This window comes from Cytophaga hutchinsonii ATCC 33406 (assembly GCF_000014145.1).
Taxonomy (GTDB): domain Bacteria; phylum Bacteroidota; class Bacteroidia; order Cytophagales; family Cytophagaceae; genus Cytophaga; species Cytophaga hutchinsonii.
Genome location: NC_008255.1, coordinates 1855554 through 1880808 on the forward strand (window position 1 = coordinate 1855554; position 25255 = coordinate 1880808).

Consider the following 25255-nt stretch of genomic DNA (forward strand, 5'->3'; position numbering starts at 1 on the left):
TGAAATGAACACTAATTATTCTGACTGTTTATTAACCGAAGTAGCCTGGGAAGTATGTAATCAGGTAGGTGGTATCTATACCGTTATCCGTTCAAAAGTACCTACCATGACTGAAGTATGGGGCGATCGCTACTGTTTGGTTGGACCGTATTTTCACAACAAAGCCATTGCTGAATTTGAAGCGATTGATACCTACGAAGCTGATGATGTTTTTGCACAGGCTGTATTGAGAATGCGCAACTTAGGTTATGAGGTTCATTACGGACACTGGCTGGTATCAGGCCGTCCGAAAGTTGTATTGATAAATCATTTCTCTGCATTCTACCGGTTAGGTGAAATTAAATACAGCCTTTGGGAAAACCACGGAATCTCAAGTCCGGAAGGGGATGACCTGTTAAATCAGGTAATTGCTTTTGGTTTCCTTGCAAAGGTGTTCCATCAGCAATTGGATGAAACAAAAGGAGAACTTCCATGTGTATCTCATTTCCACGAATGGATGACAGGTACAGCGATTCCTGAAATGCGCCGCGAACATGTAAAAACATCTATTGTATTTACAACCCACGCCACCTTATTGGGCCGCTACCTGGCCATGAATGATCCGAATTTCTATGACAACTTACCTTATTACGATTGGAATAAAGAAGCGGTCAATTTTAATATCGAACCTGCAGTAAAAATAGAACGCGCTGCCGCACACGGCGCGAACGTATTTACAACCGTAAGTGAAGTAACAGCCCGTGAATGCCAGTCGTTACTGGGCAGAAACCCGGACATGGTTTTGCCCAACGGTTTGAACATTGAACGTTTCACTGCCTTACACGAATTCCAGAATTTACACAAAGAACATAAAGATCAGATCCATGAATTTGTGATCGGTCACTTTTTTCAAAGCTATACGTTTGACCTGGATAAGACCTTATACTTCTTTACTTCCGGAAGATATGAGTACAAGAATAAAGGCTTCGACATTACGCTTGAAGCGCTTGCCCGTTTAAACTGGAGATTAAAAGAAGAGAACACCGATACAACGGTTGTGATGTTCTTTATTACCAAGCAGCCATACCATACCATTAACCCGCAGGTATTACAATCACGCGCGGTAATGGAAGAGGTGAGAAGCAACTGCGATGCAATTGTACAGCAGCTGGGCGATAAATTGTTTGAAGCGGCTGCATCCAGCGGCGACTTAAAATTACCGGATTTAAATAAATTTGTAGACGAATACTGGAAGCTGCGTTTAAGAAGAACCTTGCTATCCTGGAAGTCGCATGAATTGCCAAAGGTTGTTACACACAATTTAGTGTACGACAATCAGGATGAAATTCTGAACTTCCTGAGACATTCCAATATGGTAAACAATGAACACGATAAAGTAAAAGTTGTTTATCACCCGGACTTCATTGCAAGCACCAATCCCTTGTTTGGCATGGAATACGGACAGTTTGTACGCGGTTGCCATTTAGGTGTGTTCCCAAGTTACTACGAACCATGGGGCTATACGCCGCTTGAATGTATGGCATCCGGTGTGCCTGCAATCACATCCGATTTATCCGGATTCGGTGACTACGTATTGAAAAACATTCCGAATAATGAGAACAAAGGTATCTACGTAACAAACCGCTTCCATAAGAGTTACCACGATGCTGCACAGCAGCTGGCAGACCAGATGTATCACTTTGTTCACCTCTCCCGCAGAGACCGTATAACGCAACGTAACAGAGTGGAGAGTGCATCCGAACATTTTGACTGGCAGAACTTAGGAAGCTATTATGATAAAGCGCATCGTTTGGCTTTCTCTATTGCAGTGAACGCTTAATATGTACAGACATTCATTGGTATGAAAAATGCCGGCCTATTCTGTAGTCCGGCATTTTTATTATATAATAGATTTATCCATATCACGTATTTTTTACTTACTGAAATTTAAAAAAAATGTTTGCTTTCAACGTTTAGTGCCGGCGTATCCACATACAGATTAAGTATCCTCCTTACACAATAAATAAATAAAAAACCGTTTTATGAAAAAATGAAAATCAAAACACATGAAGCGTAAAAATCTTTTTTTGTTAATTATTGTAATACCAGCAATTGTTTATTCCTGTAAAAAAAATCCGGAACCAGTAATGCCAGCTCCAGCTACAAACTATCCTGATTTTTCACAATTAAAAACAGGCAACTATTGGATTTACGAACAATTTGATATTAATCCTGCAGGTGAGGCTACATCAAAAAAAATCTTTGATAGTTGTTATGTTGAAAAGGATACTGTTATTAATAATAAAATATATCATAAAATTGTAAAACCTGTATTTTATAATGCAACTCAAAAAGAAATTTCATTTCAGAAAGACTCATTGCATTATATCATTAATTCCAACGGGAAAATATTATTTTCATCTCAGGATTTTTCAACCATATTAAATTACGGCTACATTAAAGGTGGAGAAAAGGATACTATTAGTAAGGTTATAAGACAAATGGCAGACAAGAATACAACTGTAACAACAGCTGCAGGAACATTTGCGACATTAAATGCGAAAGAAACATGTTTAATGTACCCTAAGTGGTCATTTGCTGGCAATCCAAGATATAGACACTCAAAATATGCTGAAAATGTCGGAATTATAATTGAAACGCTACCATTTTTTGCTTCAAGCCCCAATTACATTGAAAGACGGTTGGTACGTTACCATTTAAATTAATTTCACTTCTTTACATGCTGATAGTTATATTATAATCATTCAGAATTTATAAAACAAAATGCCGGCTACAACCAGCATTTTGTTTTATAAATAGGAATAGAATTATAAGGCACTTATTAGTCAAATTTCATAACGTTAAAATCCGGCTTTTATATAACTCCAGCCTTCATGCTGCCTTACGACCAGATGCGCAAGGGCAGAAGGGACTATTTTACAAAAAGGAAGGATTGAATTGTGATCCATATTTTTATAGTTCAATGAATTTTTACAAACCATAAACTGAATACCCTTTTCACTTAGCTGCTCCAGTGTGTTAATTAAAAAAGCATCTTTTAAAATCAGATCTATTCCAGGTCCATTCATAACAAGCTCAATGCTGACGGATGGAAGCGCGTTTAAAATATTATTCAATTGACTGATGGTTGCTTTTTGAACCAGCAATTCATTACTTGAAAGCTGAATGACTACTTTATATGTATCTGACTTTTCGCCCATTTGATTCATTAACTTTTCTTCGTTCTTGAAGTTACCTGCTCGCCGCCAATTCCCCAGTTATCCGTAGAAACTTCATCAATAACAACAACCGTTGTCAATGGATTTTTATTAAGCACCTGCTGTAATAAATCTGTAACCCCTTTAATTAAGGCAGCCTTTTGTTCGGAGGTAACACCTGTATCAGTAACTTTAATGTTTACGTATGGCATCTTTAAAATAAATTAAGATAAATGGTATAAAAAAATATCAGCAGAACATGCTGGTACTTCAATGATATAAGTCTTTATTAAAAATTACAATTTTAAAATGGTAAACTCAACACGTCTGTTCAGTTTTTTTAATTCTTCTGTATCGTTGCTCACAATTGGTTTTGTTCCTCCAAAACCTTTGGTAACAATACGTCCGGGTGCAATGCCTTTTTTTAGTAAATAATCTTTTACCGCATTCGCACGGTCATTTGATAATTGCATATTAATGATCGGGTCGCCAACATTATCCGTGTGCCCGTCAATTTCAATTTCCATTACCGGATTATTCTGCAGAATCAGATACAAGCGATCCAGTTCTGCATACGATTCTTGTCTTAAGGTAGATTTACTGACATCAAAGAAAATATTATTCAGTTGCACGGTTTGCCCAATTTCAACCGGAACAAGATAAAGATCCTGTTTTACTTCCTGATATTCTGCAACGGTTGTAAGGTCGAGATTATTAAATACGGGAATGAAATTACCGCCTTGTGCACTAAAGCTATATTGGTTTCCATACGGCAGAGTCATTTTATAATTACCTGTTACAGGGTCTGAAATTGCCTGTCCGATTTCTTTACCTGTTTTTAAAGACTGATAGGTAATGCGTGCAGAAACCGGTTGATTGGTCTTTGCATTAATGACTCTTCCGCTGATCAACACAACAGGGTTTGGTCTGTTTGATGCTGTTAACTTAATGCGTACAATATCACTTTGTCCATAACCGGATCTGTCGGAAACCATATATGCAAATTCACCTCGCGCATCTAACGTATAATATGCATCCCATCCTGAAGTATTTATATTTGAATCGAGGTTTACCGGTTCAGACCATTTAAGCCATGTGTCATCCAGACGTTTTGACATCCAGATATCCCGATCACCTTTGCCTCCCGGACGATCAGAAGAGAAGTATAAAGTTGTATTGTCAGAGGCAACAAATGGAGTAGACTCCGTATAATTTTTTGTGTTAATGGATTTTATCGGAACGGGTGCAGCCCACTGATTGGGGCCTGTTTTAAAACAAACATAAATGTCATTTATCTTTGTTCTGGAAGTATATTTTTTGTTGTCTGCGTATTTTGAAAAAGATATGATAAGCGTTTTACCATCCGGGCATACCCACAAAGAAGAATAATTTCCTTTGCTCATTTTAGAAAAATCCTGAATGTTCATTTCCTGCGGATCGCTCCAGCCTGTTGTTGTTTTTATGGAATACGAAAAACCACTGCCTGTATATTCACCTTTTTCATACGCTCCCCTGATGTATACAATGTTGCCATCGGTGCTTATGCATTCAATGCTATTATAACGACGGGTATTAAAAGGTTTAGACATGCGTTTCGCCTTTCCCCATTTTCCTGAAGCATCCTTTTCTGAATACCAGATATCCTCGGCATCATTGTAATAATTCGATTTTGTATTGGAAGGGTGACTTTCAATAACGTAGTATAAGGTTTTACCATCGGGTGTAATGATGGGGCCTATTTCATCGTATTCAGTATTGATATTGGGGCCTAAATTTTGACGGATAGAATCCTGAGCAAAAACAAGCTGAGCAACTATGCTTAAAATAAATACCAAATAATACCTTTTCATAGGTTAGAGGGAAGCTGAATTAAAATGTATAATATTCATTAATCTAATGAATATTATACGAAAAGCAAATCAAAAATATGCTTAGATTTTTTTAACCATCAGGGCTGCTATATGCCCGCCAAATCCAAATGTATTGCTGATGGCTACATTCACTTCTTTAGCAACAGCTTTGTTTAATACCAGATTCAGATTTTCGTATCCGGCTTCTACGGCAGTTGTATTAATCGTTGGAGGAATCATGTTGTGTTGTACCGCCTGAATGCAAATGATTGCTTCAATGGCACCCGCAGCACCCAGCAGGTGTCCGGTCATAGACTTAGAAGCACTGATTGAAGCATTTGATGCATCGCCGAACAAACGTTGAATTGCTTTTAATTCGCTTTGGTCACCAATTGGTGTAGATGTTGCATGCGGGTTAATGTAATCAACATCCGCTGCAGAAATACCCGCATCTTCCAGCGTTAATTTCATACCCATGTAGGCGCCGTCACCTTCCGGATGTGAGCCCGTTAAGTGATAGGCGTCCGCGCACATACCACCACCGATTACTTCACATAATATCGTTGCACCACGCTTAACAGCATGTTCGTATTCTTCTAAAATGATTGCACCGGCACCTTCACCCATAACAAAGCCATCACGGCTATTATCAAACGGACGGGAAGCCGATTCCGGATTTTCATTTTGTGTTGATAAGGCTTTTAGTGCACCAAACCCTCCGATTAAACTTTCATTGATCGGAGCGTCTGAACCGCCAGTAATAATCATATCTGCCTTGTTCCAGCGGATGTAATTGAAAGCATCAATAACCGATGTAGTAGAGGATGCGCATGCAGAAACTGTTGTATAGTTTATACCACGCAGACCATATTTAATGGAGATAACACCAGAGGCAATATCTACTAATATTTTAGGTACAAAGTATGGGTTAAATCGGGGAGTGCCGTCACCTTTTGCATACTCCATGATCTGTTCCTGTGTGGTAAGAATACCTCCGTTGCCGGAACCCCAGATAACACCGATGCGGTCTTTGTTTAATGAGTCGAAATCTATCTTCGCCTGTTCTATAGCTTCTTTAACCGTTATAAGTGCATATTGTGTAAACAGATCATACTTGCGGGCTTCGCCTTTTTCGAAATAATTAAGCGGATTATATCCTTTAATTTCACAGGCAAATTTTGTTTTGAATTTTTCTGTATTAAAATAGGTGATGGGTGCAGCGCCGCTTTTTCCAGCCAGCAGGTTATTCCAAAATTCATTCGATGTATTCCCGATAGGTGTAAGAGCTCCTATACCTGTAACAACTACTCTTCTCATGCTTACTATTCACTGATTTATCCTCCAAAAATAACGGAATATAAGTGAATTGTAATACACATTGTTTAAATATTCAATCCAATGGAAGGTTTTATATATCGAACGAAAAGTGTATTTTGAGTTCAAATTATACAGACAATGGAGAAAATACATGCAACTACGGTTGTTGCAATCAGACATAACGGACAAATTTCAATAGGTGCAGACGGGCAGGCGACGTTGGGAAATACGGTAGTGAAAGACTATGTAAAAAAAGTGCGTAAATTAATGGAAGGTAAAGTGTTATGCGGATTTGCCGGTTCTACAGCCGATGCATTTACGCTGCTGGAACGTTTTGAAGAAAAACTGAATACCTACGCCGGCAATATGAAACGTGCTGCTATTGAATTAGCGAAAGACTGGCGTACAGATCGTTATTTACGCAAGCTGGAAGCGATGATGATTGTTGTTAACAAAGATGAACTGTTATTGATTTCCGGAACTGGTGATGTGATTGAGCCGGATAATGACATCTTATCTATTGGTTCGGGAAGTATGTACGCACAGTCTGCAGCTGCTGCATTAAAAAAACATGCAACACACTTGTCTGCTCCGGAAATGGTTCGTGAAAGTTTGAGCATTGCTGCAGATATCTGTATTTATACCAATCATAATTTTGTTATTGAAACGGCTGTTGCATGATAAAAATCTATCATAACCCACGTTGTCAAAAGAGTCGTACGGCCCTGGCATATGTTGAAGAGCGCGATGAGAACATTGAAGTGGTGGAATATTTGAAAAATCCGCCAACAGCAAAAGAGTTGAAAGAAGTATTGCAGCTGCTGAAAATGAAACCAATGGATATTATCCGGAAAAAGGAAACGCTGTACATTGATTCGTATAAAGACAAGGAATTTACCGATGCACAGTGGATTTCTATTTTAGCAGAACATCCTGTTTTAATTGAACGACCAATATTGATTAATAAAAATAAAGCTGTAATCGCCCGTGATGAAGCAACGTTAAAAAGTTTTTAATAAACATCCTGAATTAAGTGAAGTATAGCCTGTTTGTATTTTTATTTCTTTTAACAAATGCTTTTGTATTTGCTCAATCGGAAACACCTCGCCGGAGAGATTTCAATATAGGCACGTTTACCGGTATTGGCGGTGCATCGCTTATGCCGATACCAACGTTAGATGTGCGTTATAAAGGAACGACATTACGTATAGCACCGGGTTATAAATATAATGGAGTAGGGGTTACGCAGGAACTGTTTCCTTTCTCAAAAACGTTTTATAATATTTACTGGCTCGCTTCCGTCTATTATGTGAGAGGCACTGAATCCAAGCATGCAAATGCCACAACAGATTTTAATGCATACTCCCTGCTTGGCGGTTTGAAATATTATATGGGTACACGTTTCTTTTCAGAGTTACAGCTGGGTGCTGAATACAGAGAAAAATCAACTCCGGGTTATGCATCAACAAATAATGTATCACCGTATTTTGAATTTGGTATCGGAATAAATCTGTTTCGAAATTATCCTAAAAAAGTAACTACTATCGGCGGAGGAGAATAAATGAATTTTTTAGCACACGTATTTCTTTCCGGAACAAACCAGTCTTCTATGATTGGTAATTTTATTGCAGACTCTGTAAGAGGAAAAGAGATATTGGAATTTTCTCCGGAAATTAAAGAAGGTATTATGCTGCATCGGTTTATAGATCATTATACCGATACGCATGCCATTATCAGTGAAGGGAAGAAAGTACTTACGCCCTATTTCGGTAAATATAATGCTGTAGTGCTGGATATATACATGGATCATTTTTTAGCAAAGGATTGGGTTAATTATTCAAATATTCCTTTAGCAGCCTTTGCTCAGACCATCTATCAGCATTTACAAAATAATTTTGCACTGTTGCCTGATCGGGTACAGGAACTACTGCCGTATATGATCAGACAGGACTGGCTTAGCAATTATGCTAATTTTTATGGTATGGAACGGGTGTTTCAGGGAATGTCGCGTAGAGCTTCTTTTGTGTCTCATATGGAAGATGCAACGGCAGTTCTTCAAAAACATTATTCAGAAATGCAGCATTGTTTTGATTCATTTTTTCCTGAATTGCAAGGAGCGGTTGCCAATTATCTTAAAGCAAGCAGCCATAGCTAATATTTCCCTATTAAATGATTGATTATGAGATATATAATAATTATTTTTAATCTATAGTAAAAAATTTAAATGAATTCACAAAACAGGATTGTAATCATTTAAACATAAAATTGTATCTTTAATAGATGTTTTAAAACAAGCTCATCTCAACATATTTACTATGAACACACTTACATCAAAACTTGCCTTCATGTTTTTAATGACATTTATATTTTCTACGGGAAATGTATTTGCTCAGAAAAATTCTGCTCCATTAACATATGTTAGTGCTAATGCCGTTTTAAAGAAAACCCATACAAAAGAAGAATTAGAATTGATGAGTAAATTGGAATTGACAACAATTTACCAGGAACGTATTGGTATCATTACGGAAGTATTACCATACTTGGCCTTACATAGCAAGCCGGGTGCGACATTAAGTGATATGAGCATTCCTCAGACACCCGAAAACAAAAGCCATTTAGAAAAAGAAGTTAAAAACAAACAGGAATACATTACTTCTGTAAATGAAACATTGGTAGATATTATTCCTTACGCAGATAAACAAAACATTATCTGGTCGATTTTATTTTTTGAAGATATTATTCAGCGTTCAGACTATTCGGTTGCCATACCTCAGATTACGGCCCCTTCTACAGCGCCTACTACTAAATAATCAAACCTATCTTTTAATAATAAAATAAAAAGGTCCTTTCCGCTGATATCGGAAAGGACCTTTTTTATGTTCTATCGATTTAAGCTTGTTAGGCTTCATTTAACGAACGTAAGTCTACAGGTACCAATCTGGATACACCTTGCTCTACCATCGTGATACCGTAGATAATATCAGTACTAGCCATCGTACGTTTGTTGTGCGTTACAATAATGAATTGTGATTCACCCGCAAACTGACGGATGATATTATTGAATTTATCAATGTTGGCATCATCTAACGGTGCATCAACCTCATCGAAGATACAGAATGGTGCCGGCTTGATTAAGTAGATCGCAAACAGAAGAGAGATTGCAGTAAGCGTTTTTTCTCCTCCGGATAATTGATTGATTGTTAACGGACGCTTACCTTTTGGTTTTGCCATAATATCAATCGCTGAATCTAATGGATTTTCCGGATCAACCAATTTCAGATCACAACTATCTTCATCTGTAAACAGCGAACGGAACACCCGGATAAAGTTATCGCGGATTTTTTCAAACGCATCCAGGAAGGTCGCCTTAGCAACGGTATCAATCTCATTAATGGTTTCCATTAATGATTCTTTTGATTTTGCCAGATCTTCTTTTTGTGTTGTAATAAACACGTGGCGTTCTTTGATCTCCTGGTATGCTTCCATTGCCATGGGGTTGATTGGCCCAAGGCGGTCTAAGCTGTTTTTAATTTTAATAACTTTTTCTTTCAGTTCTTCTTCGGATGGTAATACATCATCCGGATTCTGATTCGCTAAAATGTCGTCTAAGTTTAAATTAAACTCTACATTCAAACGCTCTTTGATGGAACTTAAACCAATTTTTGTTTCCGTAACACGGTTCTGAAGCGTAACAAGTATTTCATCACATTCTTCACGGTTACGTCTGATTTCCTTAACTTCTTTTTCTACTTCATCAATACGTACCCGTGTGCTGTAATAATCTTTTTCAGCTTCATGCACACCTTGTTCGATCGATTCTTTTTCTTTGTAGAAAGAGATGAGTTCATCTTCGCTCACATCAGCACTGTCAACCATCTGGCGGATCTCACCATTTGCTATTTCCAGTTCTTCTAAGTTTTTAGCAATACGTTCTTTGCTTTGATCAAACGTTGTTTGTTTGTAACCAATTTCCTGCTCTAAACTGTTTACACGGTTTTGCTGCTGATGGAAACCAATATTCTCCTGATTGTATACAGCAGATTTGTTGCTTAACTGCGTTGTCTGTAAGCTGAAATCATCATTCAACTGATTCAGTCTTTCTTCCAGACTTTCAAGTTCATCTTTACCTTCTTTGGCAAGAGGCGTATTGATATTAATGTCTTCTTCAATTTTAGCGATCTTTTCCAATACATCTTCTCTGCGCAAACTATTATCAGAAAGCATGGAAGCCAGCTGTTCCTGTTTTGTTTTCAGCGTAATGTACTCGTTGTTTACTAAATTGATCTCACGGCGAAGTTCTTCAACTTCTAATTTTTTCGTATTCTCTTTTAATAAATAAAACTCTTTTAATTTCGTATCAAGTACAACACGAATGTTTTCAATATCACTGGTGATCTGCTTGATATCTGCTTCAAGCTTTTCCATGTTCTTGGCACGGCCGATACGTTTCCCTTCAAACAATCCTACTGAACCACCGGAAATACTGTATTTGCGTTTTGCTAACTTACCATTCTGTGTAATAAAGACCGATTGCGGATCTTCCGGAATAATATCCTGATTACCTGTAATAATGTATACACCATCCAGAATATATTGAATCAAACCTTTGTATTTGTTATCGTATTCAACAATATCCAGGGCAGATACGCAGTCGCCAAACGTATTTTTTTGTGATGATGTATAGTTATTGAAACGGGTTAAAACAAAGAAGTTTGCTTTGCCTTTTGCTGAATCACTTAATAGGTTTACTGCCTGAATTGCCTGTGCTTCGTTCTCTACCACATAGTAATTCATGAACGACTCCAGGTAGTTCTCTATACACAGTCTGAATTTTTCGTCACAGGTAAGAATATCCGAAAGGAGCGGAGTGTCCTTACCCCACGACGCATTCTTCTTTAAGAATTTGATTGCTTCCGGGAAACCTTCCAGGTTCTCAACCATTGATTTGGTTAAGTTGAATTCGTTTTGCTTTGAATCAAGCTTTCTGTTTGCCTGCGTCAATTGTTCACGGATCTGTTCAATCTCTTTTTCAAGATTGATCACCTGCTGCTGAATACGCTCATCTTCAGCTTGGAGGGTTTCAAGCTCCGCATTTTTTGTATCTAGTGTACGCTTTACTTCATTTGCTTTGCTTTCAAATTCTGAAAGGTTAGCAGAATGCGCAGATGTATCACTTGTTGTTTTTTCTAATTCCTGTTTTAAAGATGAAAGCTGAATGGCATAAATTTCGAGCTGTTTGTTGATCTGATAAACCTGTTCCTGCTTTAATTTAAATGCACTGGAAGCTGTTCCTACTTCTTCCTGTAAAAGCTTGTTTTTTTCTTTTTGCTCTTCGTATTCCTGCTTTAATTTTTCAACTTTTAACGAAATTTCTTCAAATATTTTCTCTGCTGATTCTTTTTCTTTTGTTAAGCTATCCAGGCTGAATGCCGCACGGTCATTGCTTTGCTTATCTAATTCAATCTGATCGGTTAATGATTTGCTTTTGTCATTTAAGAAACGCAGACGTTCGTTTTTAATTTTTTTATCACTTTCAAACGTACGGATCAAATTCACATGTTCGTTCAACGTTTTTTGCCTGTCAGCTAATAATTTTTCTTTATTAACCATCTCCAGTTTTACACGCTCAACATCACTTTCTTTTTCATTGATCTGTGAATTGTATTGCGTGCGCAAGTCTGTTTTTTCATCTAACGTCTTGTTTAAAGCTTGTATTTCCTCATGTTGAGAATGTACACTTACTTTAGCCAGATCAATACTCGCATTTTTATAATCTTCTTTTATCTCATGATATTTTTCAGTCTGTTTGGCTTGCTTCTCAAGCGATTTAAGATTTTTGTTAATCTCAAAAAGTAAATCTTCAACGCGTTCAAGATCTTTATCTGTTTCTTCTAATTTCTTAAGCGTTTGTTTTTTACGCATTTTGAATTTAGAGATCCCCGCTGCTTCTTCAAACAATTCACGGCGCGATCCGTCTTTATCGTTCAAAATATCATCAACCATTTTCAATTCAATGATTGCATACGAATCAGAACCGATACCTGTATCCAGAAACAAGTCATTGATATCTTTCAACCGACAGGTAACACCGTTCAATAAATATTCACTGTCGCCTGTACGGTAGTAACGGCGTGTGATTGTAACCTGAGAATATTCAGTCGGTAATAAATTTTTTGTATTGTTAAAAGATAACGAAACTTCTGCCATTTGCTGTGGCTTACGGTTTTTTGTGCCGTTAAAAATAACGTTCTCCATTTTGTCCGAACGTAGGGCACGTGTTTTCTGTTCACCCAATACCCAACGTATCGCATCTACAACGTTTGATTTTCCGCAGCCATTTGGACCTACAATACCAGTAATACCTTCGTCAAAATTTATGACTACTTTATCACCAAAACTCTTAAATCCTTTAATCTCTAACTTACTTAATTGCATGGAATTCGCCTCTCTTGTGAATTTTAATCTTTTAAAAGTAAGATAATTAGCCACCAGATAGTACCCCCATTATACCCGTTTATCAACAGTTTTATTAACAGAAATGTATGTCCGGTTTATTTTTTGTATCTTGATAACGGAATATAATTCACTGATATGGAAAAGCTTAAGATTCTTTTTTGGGTAGTTGCAATAGGCATTTATATTTACACACAAATAAAGGATGCACTGAAAAAAGGGAAACGTACCGACCCGATTCCATCCGGTTCCCCCATACCTAATTTGTCTAAAAAACAATCTTCACAGCCAGTTACAACAAGTACTGTAAATCCATATATAAGAGAATCATATAAACCGCAGCAACCTAAATTTGCAAAAAGATTTCAGAGTACATATAGCCGGAAAGAAGAACTAAAACAAAAAAATAATCCCGAAGCCGATAAATACAATCAGGATATTGTTTCACGCGAAGCTTTTTATAAGCAGGAAGAGCCTGTGAATTACGAAAAAATAGCACCTAAGGCTTCCGTTTTTGGTGTAGATGAACATCTGCAGCCTTATTCTGTGAAACAAAAAAACAAACATCCGTTGCTGACTTTTTTATCTACAAAGAGTAACTTAAGAAATGCATTTATAACAGGGGAGATCCTGAAGCGCAGAGACTGATACAGAAAACATACGTTTTTCACACAATTAATTATTGAAATCTGCAACCAGACAACCTTCATCTTTTATCTCAAGAAAATCAACGAAACATAATCAGAATATAATTTATGCTACTGGACGAAATGAAATCAAAATCACTAGATGAGATTTATATTGAAAAAACATATTCTCATTTGGAAAGAGGTGTAGATGGTGTAATCAGAGAAGTAGCAAGAACATATAAACAAAAATTAAATGTTAAAACCATAAAACCGGGACTTAGATTTGTTCATTTTATTGTAGATGGAATTGCATTGCAATTAATTTTATCTGTACCTAAAATATTTTTTTTCTCCAATCCACAATTACTTGCGCTTATTTCATTATTACTGATAATACTATACCCAGTAATGTATATATTTTTTGAATATAAGTTTCAGCAAACTCCAGGTAAAATGGTTACAAATTATGTAGTAATTAATGAATATGCAGAAAAACCAAGCTTAAGAATTTGTATCCTTCGAACAGTAATACGATTTATTCCTTTTGAAGCTTTTTCTTGTCTAAGCTCTCCCAGCAGAGGATGGCACGATAGATGGACAAAGACTTATGTAGTCGAAAAAAAAGAAGTGGAAAAACTAAAATCGATTCTAATGAAATATAATAATTAGAAAAAACATTTTTAACATGGAAAATAAATAAATTACCTCTTACTCCAATCTTTTTAATCCATCCAAAATCTGAATAAAAAAATCCCGTCCTGATACTTATCAGGACGGGATTTTTCACTATGGTTTAATCTTACTTAATTACGCTTTAGCATCCGGATTAACCAGACGTATGATGCGTACATAATGCAATACTTTTATTACCGGATAGGTAGGATCAAATTCAAACCACTTCATTGCAAAGTTTGGTCTGCTGCCATACATATGGTGATTGTTCTGAAATAATTCACCACCTAACAGTACATCCAGAGCAAGTGTGTTTCTGGAAGCATCTTTGTTATCAAAGTTCTGATAACCTAATTTATGCCCAAACCAGTTAACGATAGCACCGTGTACAGGTCCCATTAAGAAATGGATTGGTAATAATAAATATAAATACCACATATCAGCAGGAACAAAATAAATGTAGAATAATACATATAATGTTCCCCAAATAATTCTGGAGATCCACATATCACCAATGTTATCGATGAATGCCCATTCAGGAAGGTTCTTATTGAACTTATCCTCAACTTGTGCTTCTCTTCTTAATACAGCGTTGTAGATGTCTTTTGTTTTCCACATCATAACAAATGCATTTCTTGAATAAAGAGGAGAGTGTGGATCTTTTTCTGTATCACTATAGGCATGGTGCATTCTGTGAAGTGCGCCATAGGCTCTTGGAACTAAGTAAGAAGAACCTTGAGTCAGGTATAAGAATATAAAGAAGAATTTCTCCCAGAATTTATTCATTTTAAACATTGCGTGCGCAGAATATCTGTGCAGAAAGAATGTTTGGCTGAACAAAGATAAATACCAATGCGCAACAAAGAATATAATAATGGGCCAGGCTGTACCAGTCATTTTTAGGTTAGTTTGGTTTGTAATTACAACAACAAATTTAATGAATTTGTTGCTGAAAAACAGAATTTATTTTCAGAAGTATGTATTTAGGCTGATTAATACGAAGTTAGTGCATAAGAAATTATATTGGCGCCCATTTGCAGGGCTTTTGTACGTATTTCTTCGGGATCATTATACACTTGCTTGTCTTCCCAACCATTGCCAAGATCGCATTCAAATGTGTAGAAAACAACTAATCGGCCTTGATATAGGATTCCATACCCCTTTGGCGTTTTACCATCGTGTTCATGGATCTTTGGCAAGCCTGCATTGAAGTCGTATTTCTGATGATAAATCGGATGTGTAAAAGGCAGTTCAACCAGTTCAGCTTCAGGGAATATTTTCTTTAACTCCGGACGGATAAATTTATCCATTCCATAGTTATCATCGATATGTAAAAAGCCTCCACCAATAAGGTAGTTGCGCAGGTTTTGTATTTCAACAGAAGAGAACACAACATTACCGTGCCCGGTCATGTGTACAAACGGGTGTAAGAACAGGTCGGTACTTCCTGCTTCAACAATGTCTTCCTCAGGCGCCAGATTAAGGCCGATATTTTTATTACAGAATGCAATTAAATTGGGCAGCGAGGTTTTGTTTGCATACCAGTCACCACCTCCCTGGTATTTCAATTTCGCCAGCTTAAAAGAAGGTTGAAACGTTGAAGAACTTAATAAAATACAAGCTGTAAGCGCGAGTAGAAAATGCTTTTTTTTCATTATTCCTGAATCAGATTCAAAATATGGCAGGATGCAATTGCTGCCGTTTCCGTTCGTAAGATAGAATTTCCTAAGGATATTTTCACAAATCCTTTTTCAACAGCCGATCTGACTTCCTGCTGTGTAAAATCACCTTCAGGGCCAATCAATACCAGACAGGATTTGGCTGGTTGTACCAGCTTTAAAATAGTTGATTTAGGAGCTTCATCCAAGCAAGCAATCAATTTATAATCATAGTCTGAAAAGTCTGATTGCAGAAATGCAGTAAAAGAAAGTAATTCGCTGAAATGCGGAAGAAAGGGCTGGCCGCTTTGTTTAATTGCAGCAAAAGCCGTTTTCTCAAGTTTAGCAACCGGCAAATTTTTTCGTTCTGAATGTTCTGTAAGTACAAAGCTGAATGCATCAATGCCAAACTCGGTACATTTCTCTACCAGCCATTCCATGCGATCAATGTTCTTGGTAGGAGCAATGGCAATATGAATGCGTGCGGCAGACCGTTTATTCAATTTTTGTTCTTCAATGATTTTATATCCGCACTTACGATGGTCTGCTTTTGTAATCTGTGCCGAAACAACAATGCCATTACCGTTTGTTACAGTAATGGCATCACCTTCTTTTAATCTTAGAACTTTAACAACATGAACAGATTCCTGTTCATCAAGTATGCATGAATAAACGTCTTTGTTTAAAAACAAATGGCTCATTATTATTGCTTACCGTTCGAAATTTCGATGTTGATTGATTTTCCTTTAATTTTATTGTTTCTCATTCCGTCCATAACCTGATCAACTAAGTCATGTGGAAGTTCCACGAATGAATATTTATCGAAGATATCGATCTGTCCGATCTGAGAACCTTTGATGTTTGCCTCACCGGCAAATGCACCAACGATATCACCAGGAGAGATGCGGTCAATACGTCCAACGTTTACGAATAAACGTGCCATACTTGCATCACTTGTTCTTGGTCTCGGCGTTCTTTCACGTCTTTCACCACCATCACGGTCTCTTGAAGCAGCTGGTCTGTCTCCGAAACGGTCTGAAGAACGGCCATCTCTGCGAGGTCCATCTCTTCTGTCACCACGATCGAAACGACCGCCACGGTCACCTCTGTCGCCGCGATCACGACGATCGCCACGGTCTTCAAATACTCTGCGTTCAGGTTCTGCAAGATCTTTCATTTCTTTAGAAAGCAACGCAATTGCAATCTGATCAGCAGTAATACCTTTTTCTTTATATTCTTCTAATAAATCAGACCAGATTTTAATGTTTGGTTTTTCTAATTCAGTAGTAATACGTGTAGCTAATTTATCTTTTTTATAAGCAACTAATTCCTGACGTGTAGGCGTTTCAGCTTTTTCAATTGTTGCCTTTGTATAACGTTCGATGTCTCTCAATTTATATTTCTCATCACTTGTTACCAATGTGAATGATTTACCTAACTGACCTGCTCTACCTGTTCTGCCGATACGGTGAACGTAGTTTTCAATATCCAATGGAACATCGTAGTTGATAACCGCATCAACACCTGTAACGTCAATACCACGTGCCGCAACATCTGTAGCAACAAGGATATTGGCTAATCCCTTACGGAATTTGCTCATTACTTCTGTTCTGTCGCGTTGTGTTTTATCACCGTGTAAGCTGATCGGATTGTGTCCGTATGCTTTTAATTCATCGGTAACTTCTTCAACTTTTCTTTTTGTATTACAGAAGATCAACATCAACTGAAGATTGTTCAGGTCAATGATTTGTGTAACAATTTCTGTTTTTTGAGAGTTTTTAACTAAGTAATAGAATTGTTCAACCGTGCTGATCGTTAATTCTTTTCTTTCAATTTTAATGATCTCCGGATTATTCTGGAAACGTTTAGCAAGCGCCAGGATAGGAGGAGCAAGCGTTGCAGAAAATAATACAGTCTGACGTTCTTCTGGTAAACGGGTTAAGATTAATTCGATGTCTTCTCTGAAACCCATGTTCAGCATTTCATCCGCTTCATCTAAGATGATCTGAGAAAGGTGAGAAGCATTCAATGTACGTCTGTCCAGGTGATCAATGATACGGCCAGGTGTACCTACAACGATATGCGCACCCGCTTTCAGATCGCGGATTTGTCTTTCAATCGATTCGCCACCGTATACTGCAAGTACACGAAGACCTTTTTTGAATTTAGAAAGTTTTTTTAATTCCGTACATACCTGTAAAGCAAGTTCACGTGTAGGACAAAGAATTAAGGATTGTGTTTGGTTGATAGAAATATCAACATGTTCAATAGCAGGAATACCAAAGGCAGCTGTTTTACCAGTACCCGTTTGTGCCTGACCTGTAAGGTCTTTTCCTGTCATTAAAATTGGAATTGTTTTTTCCTGAATAGGCGTGGCTTCAGAATAGCCAATAGATTCGATAGCCTCCACAACTTCAGGAGACAATCCAAGGTCTTTAAATAACATAGGATGTTTTTAATTTGTTAAATGAATTATTTCGTCGTCTTTTCTAGATTACATAATATATCCGAAAGGTGTAATGAAAAAATACCTTGGGACATCAAAATCTATTAATCTTAGAAACAGATTGACAAGTAGTATAGCCTACCTCGAGACTATGGGTGGTATTTTTTCAGCGGTACGATCTAGCGTACATTTCCTTGTGAATTAAACCCGCTTTTTGGCGAGTACATTACTCAAAAGACATGCAAAGATAAACTAATTAATTGATATAAAGAAATTTCTATAGAAAATTTTCAGGAAGGGCTTATACAGCCTCTCCCTGAATGTACGTTTTACCTTTGTATTTGAGCGCTACGCCAATAAACAGAACCGCTGTTACAAACATAAGCAGCGCGTACATATAGAAGTAGGATTGGTGCTTAAACCGATGAAAGACTACTTTATAGCCTTTAGGCAATTCAGATTTTTTTATGGTTTGAATAGCATGCCAGCCATTATCTTCAAGCGTAAATCGGTTGGAAACAGCATCAACATCGCCAACCAGGTAGGTTCCACCGAGCGGAATTGTATCCATAAGCGAAGTCTTTGAATTCTGCTGAAGAATGAATAAGCCTGTTCCGTCTTCGAATTCTATTTTTTCTCCTTTAACCGGTGTATAATCTTTTATGGATATATATGTTTTTGTGCCAATTTCAACCGTTTTAACTTCTTCATGCAGGTTGTTGTAATTTGAAATAACGGCTACCAATATATTACCAAGTGAAATGGAAAACATGAAAATACCCATTACTGTTGATTTCATTTGATTGGGTGCCTGTGTATAGGAAAACTCCAGTGCTGTAATAGAAACCATCACTTCTGCCATAGTTAAAATTAAATAAGCAAGGAACTGCCACCACACACTTGTTTCAATGCCGCTGGAAATCCGCTTTTCAATGTACGCTGCTACCAGGAAGGCAAGCACACACATAAACATGCCCAGCAAAATCTTGATTAAAGGCTTTAGTGTAATGATTTTGTTAAGCGCCGGATAGATAAAAAACGCAAAAGCTGGTATCAGAACCAGAACCAGGACTGGATTGGCTGCTTGTATCTGAGAAGGCAGAAGCGTAAACTCTACAAGGCCAAACAGATTAATATCTTTATTTAAGAAAGCACTTTTAGATTGATATACCCACGTACTTGCATGCTGATCATAGAGCGCCCAGAAGATTGCAATAAATGCGTATATAAATATGAGTCTGCCGATGGCAGATAAACCTTCTTTACCAAAAACTGTTTTAAAATAGGCTTTACCGAAGGGAGGTACATGAACAAATTTATTTCTGCCAGACCAAAATATAAAAGTAGCAACAAACATTAATATACCGGGTAATCCAAAGGCATAAGCAGGACCGTAATGTTCCAGCAAATAAGGGATCAGCAACGTGCTGAAAAGAGATCCGAAGTTAACGGCAAAATAAAAGATCGAAAATACCCGCTCAATCAGGTGTTTATTTTTAATGCCAAACTGATCACCAACGTGCGCGGACACACAAGGCTTAATACCACCTGCGCCAATGGAAATCAAGGTTAATCCCCAAAACAATCCGTCTTTAGATTCATTCAGTGCTAAAACCAGGTGGCCAAAACAATATAGAACAGAGAGATATAAGATGGTTCGGTATTTACCGATAAAAATATCAGCTAAAAATGCGCCTAAAATAGGCGTGAAGTAAACAGCTGAATTAAATGTATGTGCCCATTCTGTTGCCGTACTTTCAGTCATGTGTAAATAACTGGTCATAAAAACAGCAAGAATAGCTCTCATGCCATAAAAGCTGAAACGCTCTGCGGCTTCGTTACCCACAATAAACGGAATACCTGATGGCATTCCGTTCGTTGTTGGAGTTTGTATTGTTTGATTACTCATATAGTACGTACTTCGTAAGTCTCACAAAATTATTTTCCGCCAAGTTGCTTATACAACCTTTCTACATCTTCTAATTTACAAAGCTCTGTACCGAAATTCATTGTTGCTGCTGTACCGCATGCTACGCCGAATTTGATCACATCTTCATAATGATTGCCTCGGGATAAACTTAATACCATGCCCGCAACCATACTGTCTCCGGCACCTACTGTACTTCTTTTTTCAACGGGCGGAGCAGTTACATGATAGATACCTTGTTTAGACGCCAGGAATGCTCCGGCACCACCTAAGGATACAACCAGGATTTCAACTTTACCGCTATTGATAATTTCCATCGCGGCAGCTTCCTGCTGTTCTTTTGTAATAAGTTCTTTGCCTACAATTTCACTTAATTCATTAATGTTTGGCTTACACAAAAATATTCCTTCTTTCAGGCAGTGTTTTAAGGCTGCTCCGGAAGTATCTAAAATAAGACGCGCATTTTTCTGAAGAATGATCTGAGATAAACGGGTATAGAATTCATCGGGAACACCTTTAGGCGTACTGCCGCTCACAACAAAATATTCAAAATCGTTTGAAGGATCCTGAATCACAGCAAGCATTTGTTCCCATTCTTCTTTATATATTTCTGAACCCGGCATGCCGAAACGGAATTGATTATTTGTAGAACGTTCCACAACAATGAAATTTTCGCGTGTCCAGTTTTTTATCTGAAAAGTAATCTGTTCAATTCCTTCTTCAGTTAATAATGCTTTAAAATGATTGCCCGTATCTCCGCCAATAGGATAAAGGGCTACAGAACTTCCGTTTAATTTTTTAATTGCACGGGAAACATTAATACCGCCACCACCAGGTTGATAAATCGGGCTGTCGCAACGTAATTTATGCTCAGGTTGTACACTTTCCACTGACGTACTTTTATCAAAAGCGGGACTAAGTGTTAGTGTAAAAATCGAACTCTTCATAGGGTAATGGTAATAGGGTAAATTAATTTTCTTCTAATGCTTCTAATATATCAATCAACTGATCCAGGTCTTTCCAGCCCGGCCTTTGTTCGTCTCCGCCTTTTAAGGATATGCCTTTTAATTCAATTTCCTGAATTAAAGCGGCATCTTCTTTTTCAATCGGCAAAGACCAGATAACGGGGTATGCAGTATTTATCTCTGTAATCAGTTGCTGAAATTCAGTCCAATTTGTCCAATCAGATAATTCAAGCAATACATAATTCGCTTCGCTGAATATATACTGCGCTAAATTGTTGAAAATCTTAGCTTCCTGGCCGGTAGAGATGATGATTTTTTGAATGCACGGTAAATCGGCCAGATCACTTTGTGAAATGCCTTCAACGGATTCGAACTGAATAAAATCAGGCTGATACTGTTCTTGTATGGTTGTCAATACAGCGGGGGTCAAAACGGCTAGTTCTGTAACGGTTTGAACACCTGACAACCAGGCTGTAATAGCTTTATATAAATCAGGGGAAACATATCGCTCGCCGCTTGCCTCTACTTCAAAACCCATAAATTCAACACCCATGCCAGCCGCATATCTGGCATCTGAGAGGTTGTTTACCGAGTTTAATATTACCGGAATCGTTAATCCCATTTATGTGTGTTCTTCTGTAATTAAATCTAAATATGGGATAATTTATTCATAAATTTGTTAATAATAAAAGAAACTAAGTAACCGATTTTACGGTTACAACCTTGTTAAAAAAGGAATTGACTGGAAATGAGTAAAAAAGGAAGAGTATTGGTTGCCATGAGTGGTGGGATAGATAGTTCTGTTGCAGCTGTTATGTTGCATGAACAAGGCTATGAGGTGATAGGTATGACCATGAAAACCTGGGATTATGCAAATCTTGGGGGAAGCAAAAAAGAAACCGGATGCTGCAGTTTAGATTCCATCAACGATGCCCGCAATATTGCTGTAAGTTTAGGATTTCCGCACTATATCGTAGATATCCGGGAAGAATTCGGTGATTATGTAATCAACCACTTTAATAAAGAATATCTGGATGGACGTACGCCCAATCCGTGTGTACTCTGCAATACGCATATAAAGTGGGATTCTTTGCTGAGAAGAGCAGATAAAATGGATTGTGATTTTATTGCAACCGGCCACTATGCTCAGGTAAGAAGCGAAAATAACCGCTTTGTTATTTCTAAAGGTTTAGATGAAAACAAAGACCAGTCATATGCCTTGTGGGGAATATCACAGCAAAGCTTAAGCAGAACAATGTTCCCGCTGGGACATCTGCATAAAACAGATATCCGTGCCATGGCTGCTGAACGTGGCTTCATGGATCTGGTGAATAAAAGTGAGTCGTATGAGATCTGCTTTGTGCCGGACAATGATTACAGAGGTTTTTTGAAACGCCGTAATCCCGGACTTGAAGAAGAAGTAAGAGGCGGCGAATTTGTAATGGAAGATGGAACTGTAGTAGGGAAACACGAAGGGTATCCGTTCTATACCATTGGTCAGCGCAAGGGATTGGGTATTACATTGGGTTATCCCGTATTTGTTACTGAAATTCAAAAAGAAAATAACCGGGTTGTCTTAGGCAGAGAAGAAGGGTTGAACCGCAATGGCATGTGGGTAGATCAGTTAATCATGTCTAAGTATGAAAATCTAAAAGGTATTCAGAAACAATCGATCACAAAAGTCCGTTATAATGATGATGGTACATCTTCAACAATTGAACAGGTAGGAGATGAAATGCGTGTATTATTCCATGAACATGTAAAGGCAATAGCGCCGGGGCAAGCAGCTGTTTTTTATGAAGGCAACGATGTGATTGGCGGCGGCTGGATTAAATCGAGTTTTAAACAGGACTAAATGAAACAACTGGTATTTTTTAGTTTATTTCTGGTTACAGTACTTTCCTGTCACAAAAAAGATGAAGGTATACCTGAGCTGTCCGGCAAAGAATATTTCCCGACAGATTCAGGCCGTTACTGGATTTACAATGTACACAGCATTAAATATAACAGTGATACAATTGATACAACCTTTCAGGTAAAACAGCTTATTTACGATACATTTCATTTTAAGAATACAATTGTCTATCAACTGTATCGTTTTTCAAGATCACATGCTTCCAATCCCTGGCCTTCAGCGCCTGATTCGGTGTGGAGCTTTACAACAGATTTAAATCAAATTACAATTAATGAAGCCGGCAGTAATTATATTCGTCTTGTCTTTCCCTTATCAGCAGGAAAAAAATGGAACGGCAATGCAAAAAATATAGCACCGGTAAATACCTATACTGTAAAATCATATAATACTTCATTCGCTGTTTCAAATCTGTTTTTTCAGGAAACCTGTAATATAGAAGAAGCACAAAGCAAAAACCTGGTAAATAAAGATTACAGAAACAGAATATACGCCAAGTATGTTGGTATGATTTATAAAAAATATGAACAGCTTAGTTATAATACAGAACCTGCCAATATTGGACTATACAAAATTGATTTTGGTTCGGTATATGAAGAAACATTAATTGAATATGGCACTCCATAAAAAACTGAGCTTTATACTATTTTTTATCGGAAGCATACATGTGTATGGACAGACCAATTCATACATTATTTATTTAAAAGATAAAAACGGAACGCCGGGTACTATTCAGCAGCCATCCGCATACCTTTCGGCACGCAGTCTGGAGCGTCGTCATCACGAACAGATCCGCATTGATTCAACCGACCTGCCTGTATCCGTTAATTACCTTACTGCTATAAAAAATGAAGGTGCTTCAATTGTATATTCCACTAAATGGTTAAATGCAGTACACATAAAAGCAACCGAAAGTCAATATAATACCATACGTGCATTCCCATTTGTTCTTGATGGTACAGGTAATTTTAAGGTAACACAAAAAAGTAATGCACAGGAAATAACAGCAGCAACACAACTCAACTATGCTCAAAATTATACGGATTACATGGGTATAACAGATATGCATAAGCAAGGCGTAAAAGGAGCCGGTATATTGATTGCTGTTACGGATTCCGGTTTTCCCGGTGTTGATACGCTTACCGCATTTAAACATTTATGGGAGAATAATCAGATTACTTATTTTTACGATGTTGCCGATAATGAAGCTGATGTGTTCAATGACGGAAGTCATGGAACCTACATCCTTTCTGTACTTGCGGCAGATACATTAGTCTATAAAGGTGTTGTGCCGGAAGCGTCGTATGTTTTATTACGTACAGAAGTTGCTGCAACAGAAACACAAACAGAAGAATTCAATTGGCTGCGTGCAGCCGAAATTGCAGACAGCTGCGGTGTTGATATCATATCTGTTTCTCTGGGTTATACAACGTATGATGACAATACGGATAGTTATACCTATGCAGACATGGACGGGCAGACAAGTGTGATTGCGGCTGCAGCTGATATGGCTTATGGAAAGGGAATGATCGTTGTATGCAGTGCCGGCAATGATGGAAATAATGCTTGGAAATATATTGGCACACCAGCCGATGCAAAAAAAGTACTGGCTGTTGGTTCGGTAGACTTTACAAATACAAAGTCCGGGTTTAGTTCAATTGGCCCGACAGCGGATGGCAGATTAAAACCTGATCTTTGTGCAACAGGAGCCGGGATCAACTGTATCAAGCCCGATGGCACAATCTTAATGACAGGTGGCACTTCCTTATCTACACCAATGATTGCCGGCATGATTGCCGGAATCAAACAAACATATCCATCCTTATCAAACGATGAGGTAAAAAATATTTTACTGCAATCGTGTGATAATTATTCCAATCCTACAAATTTAAAAGGCTACGGCGTTCCACACTTTTCAAGAACAGAATCCTATTTTAATATTTACATTAATCCGGTAAACAGTTTAATTGCACCCAATCCCTATCATTCAGGTCAGCTGATTATAAAAGTTCCTGAACCGGAAGAATCGTACGAAATACGCATGTATGACTATCAGGGTCAGCAAGTTTTTGAACATTATTTTTTTTCATCCAATAACATGATTTCGATTGAAAATTATGTAAATAATTTACAGGCAGGCATTTATTTGATTTATGTAAAATCTGCCTATACAGCAGAAATTATTAAGTGGATTAAATTATAGTTCCTTATAGCAGCAGCTTTTATTAT

Annotated in this window: 24 protein-coding genes; 12 read left to right on the forward strand and 12 right to left on the reverse strand. The window is 37.6% G+C overall.

Going from position 1 to position 25255, the window contains the following annotated elements; translation table 11 throughout:
- Positions 1-4: 4 nt before the first annotated feature.
- Both CHU_RS07690 and CHU_RS07695 read left to right on the forward strand, forming a co-directional pair.
- A complete protein-coding gene (locus CHU_RS07690) occupies positions 5-1819 on the forward strand; it encodes a glycosyltransferase (RefSeq protein ID WP_011584966.1) in 1815 nt (604 codons plus the stop codon).
- A gap of 226 nt (positions 1820-2045) precedes the next feature.
- The gene (locus tag CHU_RS07695; protein ID WP_011584967.1) at positions 2046-2705 is read left to right on the forward strand and encodes a hypothetical protein; all 660 of its coding nucleotides are present in this window, start codon (positions 2046-2048) and stop codon (positions 2703-2705) included.
- 135 nt (positions 2706-2840) lie between these two features.
- Here the strand turns inward: CHU_RS07695 and CHU_RS07700 are convergent, their stop codons facing one another.
- The 4 genes from CHU_RS07700 to fabF all read right to left on the reverse strand — a co-directional run bounded on the left by CHU_RS07700 (position 2841) and on the right by fabF (position 6364).
- Positions 2841-3200 (reverse strand): DsrE family protein, encoded by a 360-nt coding sequence (locus tag CHU_RS07700; protein ID WP_011584968.1) that lies wholly within the window; start codon positions 3198-3200, stop codon positions 2841-2843.
- 8 nt (positions 3201-3208) lie between these two features.
- On the reverse strand, positions 3209-3409 hold the full coding sequence (locus CHU_RS07705; RefSeq protein WP_011584969.1) for a tautomerase family protein: 201 nt from the start codon (positions 3407-3409) through the stop codon (positions 3209-3211).
- 84 nt (positions 3410-3493) lie between these two features.
- Positions 3494-5047 (reverse strand): OmpA family protein, encoded by a 1554-nt coding sequence (locus CHU_RS07710; RefSeq protein WP_011584970.1) that lies wholly within the window; start codon positions 5045-5047, stop codon positions 3494-3496.
- Between the two features lie 81 nt (positions 5048-5128).
- Complete coding sequence (gene fabF, locus CHU_RS07715; RefSeq protein WP_011584971.1) at positions 5129-6364, reverse strand: beta-ketoacyl-ACP synthase II; 1236 nt, start codon at positions 6362-6364, stop codon at positions 5129-5131.
- 138 nt (positions 6365-6502) lie between these two features.
- On the opposite strand from fabF, the gene hslV reads away from it, so the two are divergent.
- From hslV to CHU_RS07740, 5 genes are all read left to right on the forward strand, one after another.
- Positions 6503-7045, forward strand: a complete 543-nt coding sequence (gene hslV, locus CHU_RS07720) for an ATP-dependent protease subunit HslV (protein ID WP_011584972.1) — start codon at positions 6503-6505, stop codon at positions 7043-7045.
- Entirely contained in the window at positions 7042-7380 is a 339-nt protein-coding gene (gene arsC, locus CHU_RS07725; protein WP_011584973.1) for an arsenate reductase (glutaredoxin), read from the forward strand. Before hslV ends, arsC begins: the two co-directional genes overlap by 4 nt.
- 17 nt (positions 7381-7397) lie before the next feature.
- A complete protein-coding gene (locus CHU_RS07730; RefSeq protein ID WP_011584974.1) occupies positions 7398-7925 on the forward strand; it encodes a hypothetical protein in 528 nt (175 codons plus the stop codon).
- Positions 7926-8519 carry an ACP phosphodiesterase gene (locus CHU_RS07735; RefSeq protein ID WP_011584975.1) on the forward strand — a complete coding sequence of 198 codons (594 nt, stop codon included), beginning with the start codon at positions 7926-7928 and terminating at the stop codon, positions 8517-8519.
- Between the two features lie 160 nt (positions 8520-8679).
- Positions 8680-9174 (forward strand): hypothetical protein, encoded by a 495-nt coding sequence (locus CHU_RS07740; protein WP_011584976.1) that lies wholly within the window; start codon positions 8680-8682, stop codon positions 9172-9174.
- Between the two features lie 88 nt (positions 9175-9262).
- Here the strand turns inward: CHU_RS07740 and smc are convergent, their stop codons facing one another.
- Positions 9263-12799 carry a chromosome segregation protein SMC gene (gene smc / locus CHU_RS07745; RefSeq protein ID WP_011584977.1) on the reverse strand — a complete coding sequence of 1179 codons (3537 nt, stop codon included), beginning with the start codon at positions 12797-12799 and terminating at the stop codon, positions 9263-9265.
- Between the two features lie 156 nt (positions 12800-12955).
- Between smc and CHU_RS07750 the strand changes: the two genes are divergently transcribed.
- A complete protein-coding gene (locus tag CHU_RS07750; RefSeq protein WP_011584978.1) occupies positions 12956-13465 on the forward strand; it encodes a hypothetical protein in 510 nt (169 codons plus the stop codon).
- Between the two features lie 107 nt (positions 13466-13572).
- Complete coding sequence (locus tag CHU_RS07755; protein WP_011584979.1) at positions 13573-14115, forward strand: RDD family protein; 543 nt, start codon at positions 13573-13575, stop codon at positions 14113-14115.
- Positions 14116-14253: 138 nt separating this feature from the next.
- On the opposite strand, the gene CHU_RS07760 is transcribed toward CHU_RS07755, so the two are convergent.
- The 7 genes from CHU_RS07760 to CHU_RS07790 form a co-directional block, all read right to left on the reverse strand.
- Complete coding sequence (locus CHU_RS07760) at positions 14254-15015, reverse strand: acyl-CoA desaturase (protein WP_011584980.1); 762 nt, start codon at positions 15013-15015, stop codon at positions 14254-14256.
- 95 nt (positions 15016-15110) lie between these two features.
- A complete protein-coding gene (locus CHU_RS07765; protein ID WP_011584981.1) occupies positions 15111-15773 on the reverse strand; it encodes a DUF4159 domain-containing protein in 663 nt (220 codons plus the stop codon).
- Entirely contained in the window at positions 15773-16477 is a 705-nt protein-coding gene (locus tag CHU_RS07770) for a 16S rRNA (uracil(1498)-N(3))-methyltransferase (protein WP_011584982.1), read from the reverse strand. Before CHU_RS07770 ends, CHU_RS07765 begins: the two co-directional genes overlap by 1 nt.
- Before the next feature lie 2 nt (positions 16478-16479).
- A complete protein-coding gene (locus CHU_RS07775; protein ID WP_011584983.1) occupies positions 16480-18222 on the reverse strand; it encodes a DEAD/DEAH box helicase in 1743 nt (580 codons plus the stop codon).
- A 301-nt stretch (positions 18223-18523) separates the two neighbouring features.
- Complete coding sequence (locus tag CHU_RS07780) at positions 18524-20131, reverse strand: POT family MFS transporter (RefSeq protein WP_238379370.1); 1608 nt, start codon at positions 20129-20131, stop codon at positions 18524-18526.
- A gap of 29 nt (positions 20132-20160) precedes the next feature.
- Positions 20161-21096, reverse strand: a complete 936-nt coding sequence (locus CHU_RS07785) for a 1-phosphofructokinase family hexose kinase (RefSeq protein ID WP_011584985.1) — start codon at positions 21094-21096, stop codon at positions 20161-20163.
- Between the two features lie 22 nt (positions 21097-21118).
- Positions 21119-21736: a hypothetical protein gene (locus CHU_RS07790; protein WP_011584986.1), complete on the reverse strand. Its 618-nt coding sequence runs from the start codon at positions 21734-21736 to the stop codon at positions 21119-21121.
- A 126-nt stretch (positions 21737-21862) separates the two neighbouring features.
- Between CHU_RS07790 and mnmA the strand changes: the two genes are divergently transcribed.
- From mnmA to CHU_RS07805, 3 genes are read left to right on the forward strand one after another with little or no spacing between them, the layout of a single operon-like run.
- The gene (mnmA, locus tag CHU_RS07795) at positions 21863-22969 is read left to right on the forward strand and encodes a tRNA 2-thiouridine(34) synthase MnmA (protein ID WP_041932275.1); all 1107 of its coding nucleotides are present in this window, start codon (positions 21863-21865) and stop codon (positions 22967-22969) included.
- Positions 22970-23653, forward strand: a complete 684-nt coding sequence (locus tag CHU_RS07800; protein ID WP_011584988.1) for a hypothetical protein — start codon at positions 22970-22972, stop codon at positions 23651-23653.
- Complete coding sequence (locus CHU_RS07805; RefSeq protein ID WP_041932276.1) at positions 23640-25229, forward strand: S8 family serine peptidase; 1590 nt, start codon at positions 23640-23642, stop codon at positions 25227-25229. Before CHU_RS07800 ends, CHU_RS07805 begins: the two co-directional genes overlap by 14 nt.
- Positions 25230-25255: the final 26 nt, after the last annotated feature.

Bases quoted from the DNA above. Each gene is read 5' to 3' on its own strand.
- CHU_RS07690 (WP_011584966.1), top strand. From the start codon at position 5: ATGAACACTAATTATTCTGACTGTTTATTAACCGAAGTAGCCTGGGAA.
- CHU_RS07695 (WP_011584967.1), top strand. From the start codon at position 2,046: ATGAAGCGTAAAAATCTTTTTTTGTTAATTATTGTAATACCAGCAATT.
- CHU_RS07700 (WP_011584968.1), bottom strand. From the start codon at position 3,200: ATGGGCGAAAAGTCAGATACATATAAAGTAGTCATTCAGCTTTCAAGT.
- CHU_RS07705 (WP_011584969.1), bottom strand. From the start codon at position 3,409: ATGCCATACGTAAACATTAAAGTTACTGATACAGGTGTTACCTCCGAA.
- CHU_RS07710 (WP_011584970.1), bottom strand. From the start codon at position 5,047: ATGAAAAGGTATTATTTGGTATTTATTTTAAGCATAGTTGCTCAGCTT.
- fabF (WP_011584971.1), bottom strand. From the start codon at position 6,364: ATGAGAAGAGTAGTTGTTACAGGTATAGGAGCTCTTACACCTATCGGG.
- hslV (WP_011584972.1), top strand. From the start codon at position 6,503: ATGGAGAAAATACATGCAACTACGGTTGTTGCAATCAGACATAACGGA.
- arsC (WP_011584973.1), top strand. From the start codon at position 7,042: ATGATAAAAATCTATCATAACCCACGTTGTCAAAAGAGTCGTACGGCC.
- CHU_RS07735 (WP_011584975.1), top strand. From the start codon at position 7,926: ATGAATTTTTTAGCACACGTATTTCTTTCCGGAACAAACCAGTCTTCT.
- CHU_RS07740 (WP_011584976.1), top strand. From the start codon at position 8,680: ATGAACACACTTACATCAAAACTTGCCTTCATGTTTTTAATGACATTT.
- smc (WP_011584977.1), bottom strand. From the start codon at position 12,799: ATGCAATTAAGTAAGTTAGAGATTAAAGGATTTAAGAGTTTTGGTGAT.
- CHU_RS07750 (WP_011584978.1), top strand. From the start codon at position 12,956: ATGGAAAAGCTTAAGATTCTTTTTTGGGTAGTTGCAATAGGCATTTAT.
- CHU_RS07755 (WP_011584979.1), top strand. From the start codon at position 13,573: ATGCTACTGGACGAAATGAAATCAAAATCACTAGATGAGATTTATATT.
- CHU_RS07760 (WP_011584980.1), bottom strand. From the start codon at position 15,015: ATGACTGGTACAGCCTGGCCCATTATTATATTCTTTGTTGCGCATTGG.
- CHU_RS07765 (WP_011584981.1), bottom strand. From the start codon at position 15,773: ATGAAAAAAAAGCATTTTCTACTCGCGCTTACAGCTTGTATTTTATTA.
- CHU_RS07770 (WP_011584982.1), bottom strand. From the start codon at position 16,477: ATGAGCCATTTGTTTTTAAACAAAGACGTTTATTCATGCATACTTGAT.
- CHU_RS07775 (WP_011584983.1), bottom strand. From the start codon at position 18,222: ATGTTATTTAAAGACCTTGGATTGTCTCCTGAAGTTGTGGAGGCTATC.
- CHU_RS07780 (WP_238379370.1), bottom strand. From the start codon at position 20,131: ATGAGTAATCAAACAATACAAACTCCAACAACGAACGGAATGCCATCA.
- CHU_RS07785 (WP_011584985.1), bottom strand. From the start codon at position 21,096: ATGAAGAGTTCGATTTTTACACTAACACTTAGTCCCGCTTTTGATAAA.
- CHU_RS07790 (WP_011584986.1), bottom strand. From the start codon at position 21,736: ATGGGATTAACGATTCCGGTAATATTAAACTCGGTAAACAACCTCTCA.
- mnmA (WP_041932275.1), top strand. From the start codon at position 21,863: ATGAGTAAAAAAGGAAGAGTATTGGTTGCCATGAGTGGTGGGATAGAT.
- CHU_RS07800 (WP_011584988.1), top strand. From the start codon at position 22,970: ATGAAACAACTGGTATTTTTTAGTTTATTTCTGGTTACAGTACTTTCC.
- CHU_RS07805 (WP_041932276.1), top strand. From the start codon at position 23,640: ATGGCACTCCATAAAAAACTGAGCTTTATACTATTTTTTATCGGAAGC.